14 protein-coding genes are annotated in these 15,530 nt (G+C 44.2%); 2 read left to right on the top strand and 12 right to left on the bottom strand.

The window, feature by feature from the left end:
• Nucleotides 1-4: 4 nt before the first annotated feature.
• The 9 genes from ABIE27_RS09165 to pdhA form a co-directional block, all read right to left on the bottom strand.
• Nucleotides 5-2,305, bottom strand: a complete 2,301-nt coding sequence (locus ABIE27_RS09165) for a DNA topoisomerase 3 (protein ID WP_429350366.1) — start codon at nt 2,303-2,305, stop codon at nt 5-7.
• 123 nt (nt 2,306-2,428) lie between these two features.
• Nucleotides 2,429-2,920 (bottom strand): Fur family transcriptional regulator, encoded by a 492-nt coding sequence (locus ABIE27_RS09160; protein WP_275670045.1) that lies wholly within the window; start codon nt 2,918-2,920, stop codon nt 2,429-2,431.
• A 369-nt stretch (nt 2,921-3,289) separates the two neighbouring features.
• The gene (locus ABIE27_RS09155) at nt 3,290-4,777 is read right to left on the bottom strand and encodes a glutamate synthase subunit beta (protein WP_429350365.1); all 1,488 of its coding nucleotides are present in this window, start codon (nt 4,775-4,777) and stop codon (nt 3,290-3,292) included.
• Nucleotides 4,778-5,373: 596 nt separating this feature from the next.
• Complete coding sequence (locus ABIE27_RS09150; protein ID WP_429350364.1) at nt 5,374-5,862, bottom strand: dihydrofolate reductase; 489 nt, start codon at nt 5,860-5,862, stop codon at nt 5,374-5,376.
• Nucleotides 5,863-5,952: 90 nt separating this feature from the next.
• Nucleotides 5,953-6,747 carry a thymidylate synthase gene (gene thyA, locus ABIE27_RS09145; protein WP_123065713.1) on the bottom strand — a complete coding sequence of 265 codons (795 nt, stop codon included), beginning with the start codon at nt 6,745-6,747 and terminating at the stop codon, nt 5,953-5,955.
• Between the two features lie 285 nt (nt 6,748-7,032).
• Nucleotides 7,033-8,448 carry a dihydrolipoyl dehydrogenase gene (gene lpdA / locus ABIE27_RS09140; RefSeq protein ID WP_123065714.1) on the bottom strand — a complete coding sequence of 472 codons (1,416 nt, stop codon included), beginning with the start codon at nt 8,446-8,448 and terminating at the stop codon, nt 7,033-7,035.
• Between the two features lie 3 nt (nt 8,449-8,451).
• Complete coding sequence (locus ABIE27_RS09135; protein WP_429350363.1) at nt 8,452-9,777, bottom strand: dihydrolipoamide acetyltransferase family protein; 1,326 nt, start codon at nt 9,775-9,777, stop codon at nt 8,452-8,454.
• 176 nt (nt 9,778-9,953) lie between these two features.
• Nucleotides 9,954-10,931, bottom strand: a complete 978-nt coding sequence (locus tag ABIE27_RS09130; protein WP_111271698.1) for an alpha-ketoacid dehydrogenase subunit beta — start codon at nt 10,929-10,931, stop codon at nt 9,954-9,956.
• Nucleotides 10,932-11,036: 105 nt separating this feature from the next.
• A complete protein-coding gene (pdhA, locus tag ABIE27_RS09125; RefSeq protein WP_090916691.1) occupies nt 11,037-12,104 on the bottom strand; it encodes a pyruvate dehydrogenase (acetyl-transferring) E1 component subunit alpha in 1,068 nt (355 codons plus the stop codon).
• 254 nt (nt 12,105-12,358) lie between these two features.
• Between pdhA and ABIE27_RS09120 the strand changes: the two genes are divergently transcribed.
• Nucleotides 12,359-13,093 (top strand): alpha/beta hydrolase, encoded by a 735-nt coding sequence (locus ABIE27_RS09120; RefSeq protein ID WP_123065716.1) that lies wholly within the window; start codon nt 12,359-12,361, stop codon nt 13,091-13,093.
• Nucleotides 13,094-13,137: 44 nt separating this feature from the next.
• Here ABIE27_RS09120 and ABIE27_RS09115 read toward each other — a convergent pair whose 3' ends face one another.
• From ABIE27_RS09115 to ABIE27_RS09105, 3 genes are read right to left on the bottom strand one after another with little or no spacing between them, the layout of a single operon-like run.
• A complete protein-coding gene (locus tag ABIE27_RS09115; RefSeq protein ID WP_429350362.1) occupies nt 13,138-13,299 on the bottom strand; it encodes a hypothetical protein in 162 nt (53 codons plus the stop codon).
• Between the two features lie 42 nt (nt 13,300-13,341).
• Nucleotides 13,342-13,812: a low molecular weight protein-tyrosine-phosphatase gene (locus ABIE27_RS09110; protein WP_429350361.1), complete on the bottom strand. Its 471-nt coding sequence runs from the start codon at nt 13,810-13,812 to the stop codon at nt 13,342-13,344.
• Nucleotides 13,813-13,819: 7 nt separating this feature from the next.
• Nucleotides 13,820-14,515 (bottom strand): trimeric intracellular cation channel family protein, encoded by a 696-nt coding sequence (locus ABIE27_RS09105; RefSeq protein ID WP_429350360.1) that lies wholly within the window; start codon nt 14,513-14,515, stop codon nt 13,820-13,822.
• Nucleotides 14,516-14,705: 190 nt separating this feature from the next.
• On the opposite strand from ABIE27_RS09105, the gene ABIE27_RS09100 reads away from it, so the two are divergent.
• The gene (locus ABIE27_RS09100) at nt 14,706-15,347 is read left to right on the top strand and encodes a thiamine diphosphokinase (RefSeq protein WP_123065719.1); all 642 of its coding nucleotides are present in this window, start codon (nt 14,706-14,708) and stop codon (nt 15,345-15,347) included.
• The last annotated feature ends 183 nt before the right edge of the window (nt 15,348-15,530 follow it).

Below are 15,530 nucleotides of genomic sequence, written 5' to 3'. Positions count from 1 at the left end.
ATGATTATGCTTCCTGTTTTTCACCGGATAATTGACCCGTGACTACATCTTTTAAAATAATACGAGCCTTCACCGTGCTTCCATCCTTACGTTTGAACGAAAGAACTTGCGTACTCCCCTTCTCTATCAAAGACTTCAGCATCGTACTTGTTATTTTTTTGCCAGCATATTCTTTCCAGACAACAAATGTACATCCTTCTTTGAAACGGGAACAGCCATAACCCTTCTTGCCCTCAATAATATGCCCGGTACAGCCAGGTGAAGGGCATGAAGCAAGTACTTCACGTGCGCCAGAACTTGCAGTGCCCGATTGCGCAGTTGCACCTTTGCTTGAAACCGAGTGTGCTGTTGATGTCTTGGTCGTTTTGCCAACACTCATAGCCTTATTGCCTGCTTTGTTGCCAGTTCCTCTCCCTTTCCCCTTACCTTTGCCTCTCGCATCTTCACCAAAGGCATCAGCAGCAGCCGGAGCCTGTACACGCACTTTTTCAATGATAGATAACGTAAACTTCTTGACGTTTTCCATGAACTTGTCCTGTTCAGCTTCACCTTTAGAAATTTGATGTAACCGGCGCTCCCATTGTCCCGTCATCTCAGGCGAGGTCAACAAATCTACACCGGCACGGCGGATCAATTCAATCGCTGTTCGTCCCTTCAGCGTCAGTTGCATCTTTTTCCCTTGCATCGTAATGTAACCTACGTTTTTGAGACGTTCAATCGTAGCCGCTCGTGTAGCTGGAGTTCCCAGACCGCTATCCTTCATCGCATCACGAAGTTCTTCGTTCTCGATCTGTTTACCTGCACTCTCCATTGCTTTGAGCAGTGTGCCCTCGGTGTAACTTTTGGGCGGTTGAGTGGCTTTCTCCTTGAACTCACTCTTCGTACATTGAACAGGCAAGTCAGGCTGAACAGCGAAAGCTTTGTCTGTCCATTCCTCTGCTTCCTCTTCTTCATTGCTATTTTTCTTCGCTTTTTTCTTGCCAGAAGCACCTTGTTCTTGATCGCCAGAACCAAGCACTACTTTCCAACCGATGGATAATAGTTCTTTTACAGACGTTTTGAACTGATGTTTCTCGACCTCCGTAAGAACCGTATGCTGTTTATACTCGGCTGCCGGATAGAAATGAGAAAGGAAACGTCTCACAATTAAATCATAAATATTTTGCTCATCCTTGGACAGCGTACCTGGTCGTTTCAACGTTGGCAAAATCGCATGGTGATCTTCCACCCGACTCGGATTGCAGACCCCTTTATTATTTTTATGCACCAATTCCGGCTTTGCACCCAAAGCCAGCTCACTGTACGTTCCGTTTTTAAGCAAATTCAGCGTTTTGTGCATACCTTCAATGTTCTGCTCTGTTACATAGTTGGAATTTGTACGCGGGTACGAGATCACTTTATGTTTTTCGTACAGGGCTTGAGCAATATCCAGCGTTTTTTTCGCCCCGTAACCATATTTTGCATTCGCTTCACGCTGTAAAAGAGTCAGGTCATACAGCCGGTATGGATATTCCTTGGTTTGTTTGGCTTCATATTTAATGATCTGACCTGTTTTGCCCTTTACACTGGTTGCAATAGCTTCTGCCGTTTCTGCATCCGTAAGTTTATCTCCTTGACGTACACCGCGGTATTCAACACCTTCCTGCCGAAACCAGGCTGCTACTTCATAGAACGTCTGTGACTGAAATGCTTCAATCTCCATCTCACGATCATAGATTAGCGCTAGCACAGGTGTCTGCACACGTCCAACAGACAATAGTGCATTATGCCTGGTTGTAAACGCCCTTGAGGCATTCATGCCAATCAGCCAGTCCGCTTCACTGCGTGCACGGGCAGCATAAGTCAGATTTTCGAATTCTGCGGCATCTTTCAGTCCATCAAATCCACGCCGAATACTTTCAGCTGTCAAATCGGATATCCACAGACGCTTTACAGGCTGGCGCAGCTTCAATTGTTGCTGAATCAGAGCAAAAATATATTGCCCTTCCCTCCCTGCATCACAAGCGTTAACGATCGCTGAAGCACGTTTTGCGAGTTCGCCGATGATTTTGAGCTGATCCTTTGTCCGGGGATTCGGTACAATTTTGAATTGATCCGGAATGATCGGCAAGTCCGCAATGTTCCAGCGTTTGTACTTAGAATCATAGGCATCCGGTTCAGCCAGTCCAAGCAAATGCCCAATCGCCCAGGTGATAATGTACTGTTCACCTTCCAGATACGTGCGATTATTTTTGGCTTTTGGTTCTATGACGGCGGCAATGGTTCTCCCCATATCGGGTTTCTCCGCAATAACCAGTGTCTTCATCCGTCCATCTCTCCTCCTAACCGCCAGTATGACGGCAAAAAGGGGCCTTCCGCCGACGGAAGCCCCTGCTTCTGAAACTTATTATATCAGATTTTGGATTCAAGAGCACCTATCCGGGATGAATTAACCGGCTGCTGGCTCATCAAGCTCATGTTTTTGTCTGCATTCTTTACACACACCTTGAAAATCAAGTCGATGATCGGTCACAGCAAAACCATACTGACGCAAAACCTGTTGCTCCAATCGAAGCAATCCATCTTCCATAATTTCTTCCACACTGCCGCATTCCGTACAGATCAAGTGATGATGATGGTGTGAGCCGTCTGTGCTACGCAAATCAAAGCGTGCAGCTCCATCGCCAAAGTTAATTTTCTCTACAACCTGCAGGTCACTGAGTAGCTCCAAAGTGCGATAAACGGTTGCGAGTCCAATCTCCGGAAACTTTTCTTTTACCAGAAGAAACACTTCTTCCGCACTAAAATGATCTTTTTCATGTTCCAACAATACACGTACCGTCACTTCGCGTTGCTGAGTTAGCTTATATCCTTTATCAACCAATTGGCTTTTGATTTGATGAATTTGCTCTGAAATGGACTTGTCCCGATTACTTGCCATACGGGTGCACCTCCGTTATATGTTATGTTACCTGTTCTTACTTAAACGTATCTGCAATAATGTACTCAATTCATTGTCATTTTTATAAGACAGCATCGTCATAGTTAGCATTCAATTTCACACACCGAATCAATTGGTCTTCGATCTTATTTATAATAATTATAATATAATAATAAGTCTTTATCTTAGAAAATGCAATGCTCTTATTCACATTGTCATCAGAAATGGAAAAATTCACGGAAGATTTATAGATAAAAATGTATAGCAAATACCCCTCGCATATGCGAGGGGTATTCATGGCTTTATTCATAATGTAAACAATTTATGAAATAAATTAAAAAGGCAGGAAGATTGAACGATGGTACTGGTTTATACCAGCACTGTTGCGCCCATCAAATATTTATCCACTTCACGAGCGGCTTCACGGCCTTCATTGATAGCCCATACCACTAGACTTTGACCCCGACGCATGTCACCCGCTGCAAATACTTTATCTACGTTGGTGTTGTATTTGCCATAACGTGCTTTCAAGTTCGTACGGCGATCCGTTTCAAGTCCCAACTGCTCAACCAGTGTTTGCTCCGGTCCGTCAAAACCGATGGCAATCATCGCCATCTGCGCAGGGAATACACGCTCTGTGCCTGGAATTGGCTGATAAATTTTGCGGCCTGTCTCATCAACAATACGTTCGATTTGAATAGTGTGCAGTTCTTTGAGATTGCCCTCTTCATCACCCACAAATTTGGTGGTCATGATAGAGAATTCACGTGGATCTTGGCCAAACAATGCTTTGGCTTCTTCTTGTGCATAATCCAGTGTATAAACGTTTGGAAATTGCGGCCAAGGGTTGTTGATTGGATCACGCTCAAGCGGAGCCTGAGTATGTGTACCAAATTGCGTGATCGTACGGCAACCATGACGCAACGATGTAGCAACACAGTCAGAACCTGTATCCCCGCCACCAATTACAATGACATCTTTATCCTTTGCAGAGATATAGTTACCGTCCTCCAGGTTGGAGTCTAGGAAGCTTTTGATGCTTCCATTCAGGAAGTCCATCGCATAGTGCACACCTTTCAGGTCAGCACCTTCAATGTTAAATTCGCGTGGCTTGGTTGCACCGCCACACAGAACAACAGCATCATAATCATTAACAAGTTGCTCAGCCGGAATATCTTTTCCGATCTCTGTATTCGTAATAAACTGGATTCCTTCTGCTGCAAGCAGGTCTACACGGCGTTGTACCACTTTTTTATCCAGCTTCATCGTTGGAATTCCATACATTAATAATCCGCCGACACGGTCTGAACGTTCATATACTGTTACCGTATGTCCAGCCTTGTTCAATTGAGCCGCTGTTGCAAGTCCCGCCGGACCTGAACCGACTACAGCTACACGCTTGCCTGTACGTTTCTCCGGTGGCTGTGGAACAACCCAACCTTCTTCGAAACCTTTCTCAATAATAGCTTCTTCAATGGTTTTGATCGTTACAGGCTGACCAATCAGGCCCACTGTACATGATCCTTCACAAGGAGCTGGGCAGATACGGCCTGTAAACTCCGGGAAATTGTTTGTTTTGTGAAGGCGCTCCAGCGCTTCCTTCCACAAACCGCGATAAACGAGATTATTCCATTCTGGAATCAGGTTATGAACCGGGCAGCCTGACGTACCCCCAGTCATATCTATACCTGTATGACAATAAGGGGTACCACAATCCATACACCTTGCACCTTGTGTTCTGAGTTCTTCTTCAGCCATATGTTTATGAAACTCTTCCCAATCCTTGATACGCTCCGTTGGCTCTCGATCCGCAGGGAGCTGCCGTTTGTATTCCATAAATCCAGTAGGTGTAGACATCTTACGTTTCCCCCATCCGTTCTTGTCTTAATCCCTTCATGCGTATGGCTCTATATGAAATGGATTACTCTTTTAACCTGAGTTTTTGTCTATTGTATCACAAAATCTACTCAAAGATATTTCAATTATAGTAGCATTTACGACATTGAATATTAAATGGATTATCCGCATAATTATTTGTATTTTATACATCATATCGTTCAAATGAACGTATGGTCAATAGCTTAAATTTGGTCTTAAAACAGAGTATAATGCTTTTTTGCAAGCGAAAGTTGAGAACTGAAAAAGTAATAACGTCATATAAATGTAAGATAAATTATCATTAAATTCAAGCTTTTTAGAAAAATTTATGCTCATTCACGAAAATAAAGTTTGATTTAAAGCTTTACAACGTTGAAATCCTACAGTTCTTATACTATTCAACCATAAACGCAAGTTGATCCAATGTATATTATGCAAAATTCACCAGTCTATATGTCATATTGATGTAATAAAGTAATATTTCAAATGACTGTTCACAATCATTTCAAAAAACATAGAATAAAAAAAGACACTGTTCACGGAAAATTAGCGTGTTCAGTGTCTTTAACTTTTTTCTAACGTTTGCGCTCGTAAAACTCGAATGTAAAAGGATATACGTTTTTCTCATCCTGCTCGCCTTCGATCTGCTTCTTTAACTCCCACTCGCTCCAATCTACTTCCGGAAAAAACGTATCTCCCTCAAATTGTTCATGAATTTTGGTGACGACAAGCCGATCCGCAAACGGTAATAACTCCCGATATACCTGAGAACCTCCAATCACGCAAAGCTCTTCACCTTGAGCAGCCTTCAGACCTTCTTCAATCGTATGTACGATCTCTGCTTGATCTGCTCTATAATTCAAGTCCCGGGTTACAACAATATTACGACGGTGAGGGAGTGGCCTGCCGCCGAATGATTCCCACGTATTACGTCCCATAATAATCGTTTTGTTTATCGTTTGCTGCTTGAAAAAAGCCATATCTTTTGGCAATCGCCAAGGAAGAGAGTTATTACGTCCAATCACACCATTCTCTCCCATTGCCCATACCAATTCAATACTCAAAAGCCGCACACTCCTTTCTATTTGAAACCGTCCATTTATAAAGGCTTCATCCTCACCGTTTCACAGATAATCGCTTATCGCTCATTTAGATTAGACTGCAATTGGAGCTTTGATGCCCGGATGATGCTCATAATTTTCAAATTCAAAATCTTCAAATTTGTAATCAAAAATCGAATCAGGCTTACGTTTGATCACCAGCTTAGGCAGAGCAAAAGGCTCCCGCTCTAACTGCGTTTTCACCTGCTCCACATGATTGGAATAGATGTGCACATCTCCACCCGACCAAATGAAGTCGCCCACTTCCAGGTCACATTGCTGTGCAATCATATGTGTCAAAAGCGCATAGCTGGCAATATTAAATGGCAGACCAAGGAACGTATCCACGGAGCGCATCGTCAGCATACAAGATAGTTTACCCTCAGCCACATAAAATTGAAACGCGAAATGACAAGGCGGTAATTTCATATTGTTAATCTCGGCCACATTCCACGCACTCACCAGATGACGGCGGGAATCCGGATTATTTTTAATGGAATCTACAACAGCAGCGATCTGATCTATTTTTTCCCCGTTTGGCGCTTCCCATGTCCGCCATTGAGAGCCATAGACAGGTCCAAGATCGCCATTTTCGTCTGCCCAATCATCCCAGATCTTCACACCATTTTCTTTCAAATAAGCAATATTCGTATCCCCACTCAAAAACCACAGCAACTCATGAATAACTGACTTCAGGTGAATTCGTTTGGTCGTTACAAGCGGAAAACCTTTGGATAAGTCATAACGGAGCTGTCTACCGAAGACAGATTGTGTCCCTGTTCCAGTACGATCCCCTTTGTGAACGCCGTTATCCAATATATCTTGTAATAAATCGAGATAGTTTTTCATGTTGGTATCTCCTCGCATCTCTATATATGTTACGCACTCATACCCAACTGGGCCACAGACTTCGAGAGGTCTGATCATTTAATTAGTTTACCATACTGGTCACGTTGGCAAAAGGCTCGAAACTTAATCAAAGCCTTAGTACTTAAATACGAATAGTTTAAAACCCATATAACGCTTCAAAAGCATCATTTAACACAAATCAAAAAGAGGCGAACAACGCACTAGCGTTATTCGCCTCTTTTGAATTAACATATAATGCCGGACGAATCCGATGCTTCGATGATCTTAACGGGAGATGATGTGGATCGGGTGACCCATTACCAATTCCGCTGCTTCCATCACGATTTCGCCCAAAGTTGGGTGAGCGTGAATAGTAAGCGCCAGATCTTCCAAAGTTGCGCCCATCTCGATTGCAAGACCAAGCTCAGCAATCAGATTGGAAGCTTCCAGACCAACGATTTGGCAACCCAATACAAGGCCACTTTCTTCGTCAGCAACGATTTTCACGAAGCCTTCAGCATGGTTCAAAGATACTGCACGGCCATTACCCGCGTAAGGGAATTTACCTGCTTTTACTTTGTAACCTTTTTCTTTTGCTTCTTTCTCCGTGTAACCTACGCTGGAGCACTCAGGATCTGTGAATACAACAGCTGGCATACATTTGTAGTCTACTACAGATGGTTGTCCAGCGATTGCTTCCGCAGCCACTTTACCTTCATAAGAAGCTTTGTGTGCCAAAGCAAGACCAGATACGATATCACCAATTGCGAAGATGTGCGGGATGCTAGTGCGACCTTGGTGGTCAACTTTAACGAATCCGCGCTCATCAACGTCAACACCGATCATATCAAGACCGAGTTCTCCGTCTGTATTAGGACGACGTCCTACAGTAACGAGCAGGTAATCTGCAGTTACTTCTTTGGACTCACCATTTACAGAATATTTAACAGTTACATCTTTATCCGTTTGCTCAGCGCTTTCCGCTTTTGCACCCGTTACGATTTCGATGCCTGTTTTCTTCATGTTTTTAGCCACAAGGCTAGTCATGTCTTTATCGAAACCTGGCAGTACAGTATCCAAACCTTCGATGATTGTTACTTTAGCACCGAATTTGGAGTACATTTGACCAAGCTCAGCGCCGATATAACCGCCGCCGATAACGATCATGCTTTTTGGTACTTCAGGCAAGTTCAATGCTTCTGTCGAAGACAGGATGCGTCCGCCAAACGGGAAAGGTTTAAGTTCGATTGGACGGGAACCTGTTGCAATGATTGCATTTTTGAATTTGTAACGTGGTGACTCGTGATCGTTGAATACACGAGCTTCGTTTTCGTTGATGAACATGCACTCACCGTTGAAAACTTCAACTTTGTTGCCTTTGAGCAAACCAGCTACGCCGCCAGTCATTTTCTTAACAACGCCGTTTTTGAATTCTTGAGTTTTAGCAAAATCTACTTTTACGTTCTCGGCGGAGATACCGAAAGCTTCGCCGTGAAGAGCAGACTCATATTGATGCGCAGCAGAGATCAGAGCTTTGGATGGGATACATCCGCGGTTCAAACATACCCCGCCCAGCTCGGATTTGTCTACGATCAATACGCTTTGGCCCAGTTGTGCAGCACGGATGGCAGCTACATAGCCGCCAGGTCCTGCACCAATTACTAATGTGTCGATATTGAGAGAAGCGTCGCCTACTACCATATCTTACACCTCCATAACAAGCAACTCAGGGTTAGCGAGCAGCTGTTTAATGTAATTCATAAAGTTTTGTGCTGTTGCGCCATCGATGATACGGTGGTCGAAGCTTAAGGACAATGCCATTACAGGTGCTGCAACAACTTCGCCGTTTTTGATAACCGCTTTTTCGCTGATGCGTCCTGTACCCAAGATAGCAACTTCTGGGAAGTTGATGATTGGAGTGAAGAACATACCGCCAGCAGAACCGATGTTACTGATGGAGATTGTGCTTCCTCTCATTTCGTTCGCGCTCAGTTTGCCGTCGCGTCCACGAGCTGCCAGATCACGAATGGAATCAGCGATCATCCAGATGGATTTGCGATCAGCATCTTTGATTACAGGAACGATCAGGCCGTTGTCTGTATCTGTAGCGATACCGATGTTGTAGTATTTTTTGTATACAATTTCATTTGCTTCTTCATCAATCATTGCGTTCAACGCTGGGAATTGACGGGAAGCTGCAACCAATGCTTTAACGATGAATGGCAAGTAAGTAACTTTTGTGCCTTTTTTCTCTGCAATTGGTTTCATGCGAGTACGGAATGCAACCAGTTCAGTTACGTCCACTTCGTCCATGATTGTAACGTGCGGTGCAGTGTAAGCCGATTTAACCATTGCATTGGAGATCGCTTTACGGATACCTTTGAAAGGTACGCGCTCTTCTTCAAGGCGTTGATCAGCCGCTGCAGCTGCAGGTGCTGCGGATTTTTTCTCTTCTTGAGCCGGAGCTTCGGAAGAAGTTGCCGCTGCGGAAGATCCGCCGCCATTTTTGAAGGATTCCACATCTTCTTTGGTTACTTTACCGTTGTTGCCAGTACCGTTAACCTCAGCGATGTTTACACCTTGCTCACGAGCAAATTTGCGAACGCTTGGCGTAGCCAAAACGTCTTTTGCAGGAACTGCAGGAACGCTGTTGTTGCCGCCTTCTTGAGCTGCATTGGAGCTTGAAGCTGCTGCAGAAGAACCGCTAGTGTCTGCTCCGCCTTGTGCTGCGTCTTTCTCTTGCGCACCTTGGTCTTCAGCAGGAGCGTCGTCTTGCTCAGGCAGTTCGCCTTCTGCATCGATAACCGCTACAACTTCACCAACGTGGCAGATTTGACCGTCTTTAGCGAAAACTTCAGTTACTGTTCCGTTTACCGGACAAGGAACTTCAACAACCGCTTTGTCGTTCTGTACTTCCATGATGATATCGTCGTCAGTTACTTTGTCCCCGACTTTGATGTGCATCTTGATGATTTCGCCTTCGTGAAGGCCTTCGCCCAGTTCAGGGAATTTATATTCAAATTTAGCCAACTGAAAAACCTCCTTGATTATTTGCTCAATCCTGAAAACAACCCTTAGCTCCAAAAACCAACTGTTACTGCGAGCGCAAATAACTGTCAATCAAGGGACTAATGGCTGTTTACAGTGCAGCTTACGCTACGATGTGAATCACCATACTGCGCCTTGCGGCATGTCAGATGATTGAATTAGAAGTTCATGACTTTGTTAACCGCAGCAACGATACGCGCCGGGTTAGGCAACCATGTATCTTCGATTTGTGCAAAAGGATATACCGTATCCGGGCCAGCTACACGCAGAACCGGTGCTTCCAAGTGCAGGATTGCTTTTTCATTGATTTGCGCAATGACTTCAGCCGCAACACCTGCGCTCTTTTGAGCTTCTTGTACAACAATTGCACGGTTTGTTTTCTTCACGGAAGCAACAACTGTATCGATATCGATCGGGCTGATCGTACGAAGGTCGATAACTTCAACTTTGATACCTTGTTTTTCAAGTTCTTCTGCAGCTTTTACAGAAGTATGAACCATCATACCGTAAGTAATGATGGTAACATCGGAACCTTCACGAACAACGTTCGCTTTACCCAATTCAACAACATAGTCTTCTTCAGGTACTTCTGCACGGAAAGCGTGGTACAGGTTCAAGTGCTCCATGAAGAATACTGGATCGTTGTCACGGATGGAAGCGATCATCAGACCTTTCGCATCGTAAGGGTTAGAAGGAACTACCACTTTAATACCCGGAGTTTGCGTGAGCAAACCTTCCAGAGAGTCAGTGTGCAATTCTGCCGCTTTTACGCCGCCACCAAATGGTGTACGGAATACGATCGGAGAATTGTATTTACCGCCAGAGCGGAAACGCATACGAGCAGCTTGAACTACCATTTGGTCAAGGGCTTCGAAGATAAAACCTACGAATTGAATCTCAGCTACCGGACGGAAGCCTTGAATACCCAAACCTACAGCCAAACCGCCGATTGCGGATTCAGCCAGCGGTGTATCAAATACACGCTCTTCGCCAAACTCTTTTTGCAAGCCTTCCGTTACACGGAAAACGCCGCCTACATTACCTACGTCTTCACCGAAAAGCAGAACGTTAGGATCACGTTTCAGCTCTACGCGAAGCGCATCACGAATTGCTTCTTTCATGTTCAATTGTGCCATTTGCTTCATTTCCTCCTTAAACATTGACAGTTCACATTTGAATTCATACATGTATACCGAGACACCAGTGCCGGCGCCGGATGTTTATGCTTTATCGGAAAAAACTTATTGGAAATCAGCTTTTTGCTCTTCCAAGTGCTTAGGCGTTTGTTCGAACATGCTGTCGATCAAGCCTGAAATCGTCATTTTCTCGGTTTTTTCCGCTTTTTTGATCTCTTCGTTCACTTTTGCTTTTGCTTCTTCTTTCACACGTGCTGTATCTTCTTCAGTCCACAGACCTTTTTTCTCCAGATATTTAGCGAAACGTGCGATTGGATCTTTTTCGCTCCACTCAGCCTCTTCTTCTTTCGTACGATACTTGGAAGCATCATCAGAAAGGGAGTGTGGACGGAAACGATAAGTTACCGCTTCGATCAAAGTAGCGCCTTCTCCGTTACGTCCGCGTTCAGCAGCTTCCTGAACCGCTTTGATAACAGCGAAGATGTCCATACCGTCAACTTTAACACCTTTGATCCCTGCTGCTACCGCTTTATGAGCGATGGACAGAGCTGCTGTTTGTTTAGCAAAAGGAGTTGTGATGGCATAACCATTGTTTTGTACAAAGAAGATAACTGGCAGTTTGTAAACACCAGCGTAGTTCAGACCTTCATAGAAGTCACCTTCGGAAGATCCGCCATCACCTGTGTACGTGATAACCACTTGTTTTTGTTTCTTCAATTTGTAACCCATAGCAATACCCATTGCGTGCAGAATTTGAGCACCAATGATGATTTGCGGCATCAATACGTTAACGCCGTCCGGAATTTGTCCACCATGCTGGTGTCCACGGGAGTACAAGAATGCTTGATAAAGAGGAAGTCCATGCCATACGAGTTGCGGAATGTCACGATAGCCAGGACATACAAAGTCTTCTTTTTCAATTGCAAATTCACTACCAACCATTGTAGCTTCTTGACCAGATACTGGAGCATAGAAACCAAGACGGCCTTGACGGCCAAGGTTTACTGCACGGTCATCCCAAGTACGGGTAAATACCATGCGATACATAATTTCTTTTAATTGATCGTCGGAAAGCTTAGGCATCATGTCTTTGTTAACAATTTCGCCGTCAGGAGACAGCACGGACAGAGCTTCTACATCCTCCGTGTATACTTCATAAGGAACCTTGCTCATTTTTTTCTTCACCTCAACAAAAAATTTGAATATCAAGTTCCGCTGTTATATTATTATTATACACCTGTTTCACTGCATACGTCAAAGAAATCCGTAATATTTTTATGTTTCCTTTTGGATTGTATGTATAACAGGGGTTTAATATTGGTATAACAGCATAATACATGATTGCGTGTTTGACCCATCCCCGCACCAGGTTAATCTTACCGTATTGCGCGGTCGAATGCAAAAATAACCCGGAAAGGTGACGTTTTATGACGGATTCCCGCTATTTGAAACGGACAATTGTTAAGGAAGAGATTGAAAGTCGTTACCTCGGTGAGAAACGGACCCTTCGCATCTATCTTCCTCCAGGCTACAACGAACTGCTTAGCTACCCTGTGGTGTACTGCCAGGATGGCGAAGAGTTTTTCAACTTTGGCCGCATCGCTACCACAGCTAACCGCATCATTCTCGATGAAGGTGCTGAACCTTTCATTATTGTAGGAGTTCAGGTAGACGTCTCTGTAAGGACTCAAGAGTACGCTCCGTTCGGCAGCCGGTTCGAAGCTTATACGAAGTGCTTTGCAGAAGAGATTATTCCCTATGTAGAAGAGAAATATCCTGTAAGACGCTCTCCGCAGGAACGTGTTCTTGCTGGTGATTCATTGGGAGGCAGTGTTTCATTGCACCTTGCACTAAAATATCCTGAGCTGTTCACCCGTGTCATCAGCATGTCTGGTGCATTCTACTCCGCTTCTCAGGAAATCTACGCTGCAGCCGAAGACTTGTCCTGGTTGTCGATCTGGATGATTGTTGGTTTGCAGGAGACGGCTTTCGAAGCCGATACCGGAACGTATGATTTTGTACAGCTCAACCGGGATACGCATGATCTGCTGGAGAAACGTGGTGCTCTTGTCTCCTATCAGGAGAAAGACGGGAATCACCAATGGGGCTTCTGGCAAAAGGAACTGCCTGATGCCTTGCTTTACTTTTTACAAGAAGGTTAATAGAAGACTGTTTCAAAAAGATCATGCAGAATGAAACTAGAGGTTCAAGCAACAATCAAATATTTCGTTGAACAGGCGGCTGCATAGCCGCTTTTCTTTGTAAGATTTTTCGCCGATTCGTTGTTACCGCTTACATTCATGCCCTGAAAAAGAAGCAGGAGCTTATCGTCGTTACGTTCCTGCTTCTTTGCCATTTCACCAATCATAACGGGCCACTCAAACTCGGCTTGTATTTCATCTATTCAAAATCAGGTTAAAGGATGCTCTTCTTCGATTCTGTTCAACAGCACATCACAACCTGCATTCACCAGCTCGTACACTTCTTCAAAGTTCCCTGTGTAATACGGATCAGGCACTTCTCTCAGCTTTTCGTTCGGCAGCAAATCCATGAACTTGATAATCTGTGCCTCATCTCCGCCTGGCAGGCTGCGTACATTCTCTGCATTGGAATTATCCATACATATAATGTAGTCAAATTCAGTGAAATCTTCACTGACAAATTGTCTTGCTGTCATGTTGGCATAAGAGATTTGATAGCCATCAAGCAACTTACGGGTACCCTCATGAGGAGGCTTGCCCACATGCCAGTTGCCTGTACCAGCCGAATCAATCCGAATCTGTTCGCCAAGCCCCTTTTCAATCACTTTGTGGCGCATCACTGCTTCCGCCATAGGAGATCTGCAAATGTTACCGAGACATACAAATACAACGTTAATCATGATAAAGTTACTCCCCCTTGCTCAAAGTTCCTTGGATTACGGATGGTGCATGTTGCGGAATAAGTTTCTCCGGCTTCAAACCGACGGTTTCGCTAGGCGTCAACGAGCGGCGCGGCAACTTCCATTTGTAGTGCACAGAACACATCCGGAAAAAGACTACTGTTGCAAAGCAGATCAGCAAACCAATATTTGTTGTAAACCAACCCATTCCGATGGCAAATCCCGCTGCCATTGCCCATACCGCATAGATCTCATCACGAAGAACAAGTGGTTTACGTCCGGCAAGAAGGTCCCGAATGATGCCTCCGCCAATTCCCGTCAGTACAGCTGCAACGATTACAGCACTGATGGGATGACCCATATTAGCCGCATACAATCCGCCTTGAATTGCAAAGGCAGCCAGTCCAATTGCATCAAACAAAGCTTCAGTTCGTTTCCAGTGACTGATCCACTTCAAAGGCAATACAAAAGCAACAGCTACAGAAACCAATGCAAGCATGATTAAAGAGCCCTGACTCCATAATGTTGTTACAGGCACACCAATAAGCACATTTCGGATGACTCCGCCTCCGAATGCTGTTACAAGCCCAAGCACCAGTACACCCAAAATGTCATATTCCTCTTCCATAGCTACAAATGCACCGGACATCGCAAATGCGATCGTACCGATAATGCTGAATACTTCAAAAATGTGTAAGTCCAACCTGTTCAAACCTCACTTTTCAAGTCATCTCCATGTCGCTCTCCCCATTGTATCCGCGAGTACGGAAATTGTGCAACCACATTTTGTCGATTATACTGGTTTGGTGTATAGTTTTATACCTTAGCGTAGTATTTAGCTTATGATAAAAATCAAATGTTTTCCCTCTATAAATAAGGAAGGATGAAATAGAATGGACTATAAACGTATTGTCATCTTCACAGGTGGCCAACTCACGCAGGAATTTCTCCAGGAGATTCAGCCCGATGACGTTATTATTGCGGCAGACCGTGGTGCCTTGTATTTAATACAGCATGGCATCAAGCCACATATCGCAGTAGGCGACTTCGATTCGATAACAGAAGAAGAACGAGAGATTGTAAACAGTAACAGTGTAGAATTCATCGCTTGTGATCCAATCCATAAAGATCTGACAGATACCGAAATGGCATTTGAAACCGCTTTGGATCATGAGCCTACTCATATTCTCATCTTTGGTGCAACGGGCACACGAATGGATCATACCCTAGCGAATGTTCATATTATGGTTCGTGCTATGCAGCATCACATCTCCTGTGCGTTGCAGGATGAGCACAATTATATGACGTTAACCACCTCCAGTGCTATCGTCGAGCAACGTGGTTATACCTACGTCTCTTTGCTTCCATTAACGCATGAGGTCACTGGGATCTGCCTGGAAGGATTCATGTATCCTTTGGATCAAGCCACTATTCGCATGGGACAATCATTAGGAATTAGTAACAAGCTACTGGACAAGTCAGGAACAGTTACGATTGACAGCGGCCTGCTGCTCATTATTCAAAGCAAGGACTGAACATTAAAATGCTAAAATAGTAAGGTGTTTTAGAAGTTTATATGAGTCAAAAGCTAAAGCTCGACGTTCGTTTATTACGTTTTTGTAACCTTTATTTTGTATTCTATATTAACTCAAATTAAGAAATCCCCTTGATTATCAAGGGGATTTTTGTTTTTCATCCTTTTCTAGATTCGTCAATGA

Origin of the sequence: Paenibacillus sp. 4624 (genome assembly GCF_050435065.1) — a bacterium.
GTDB lineage: Bacteria > Bacillota > Bacilli > Paenibacillales > Paenibacillaceae > Paenibacillus > Paenibacillus amylolyticus_D.
This window is presented reverse-complemented; position numbering and strand designations above follow the sequence as displayed.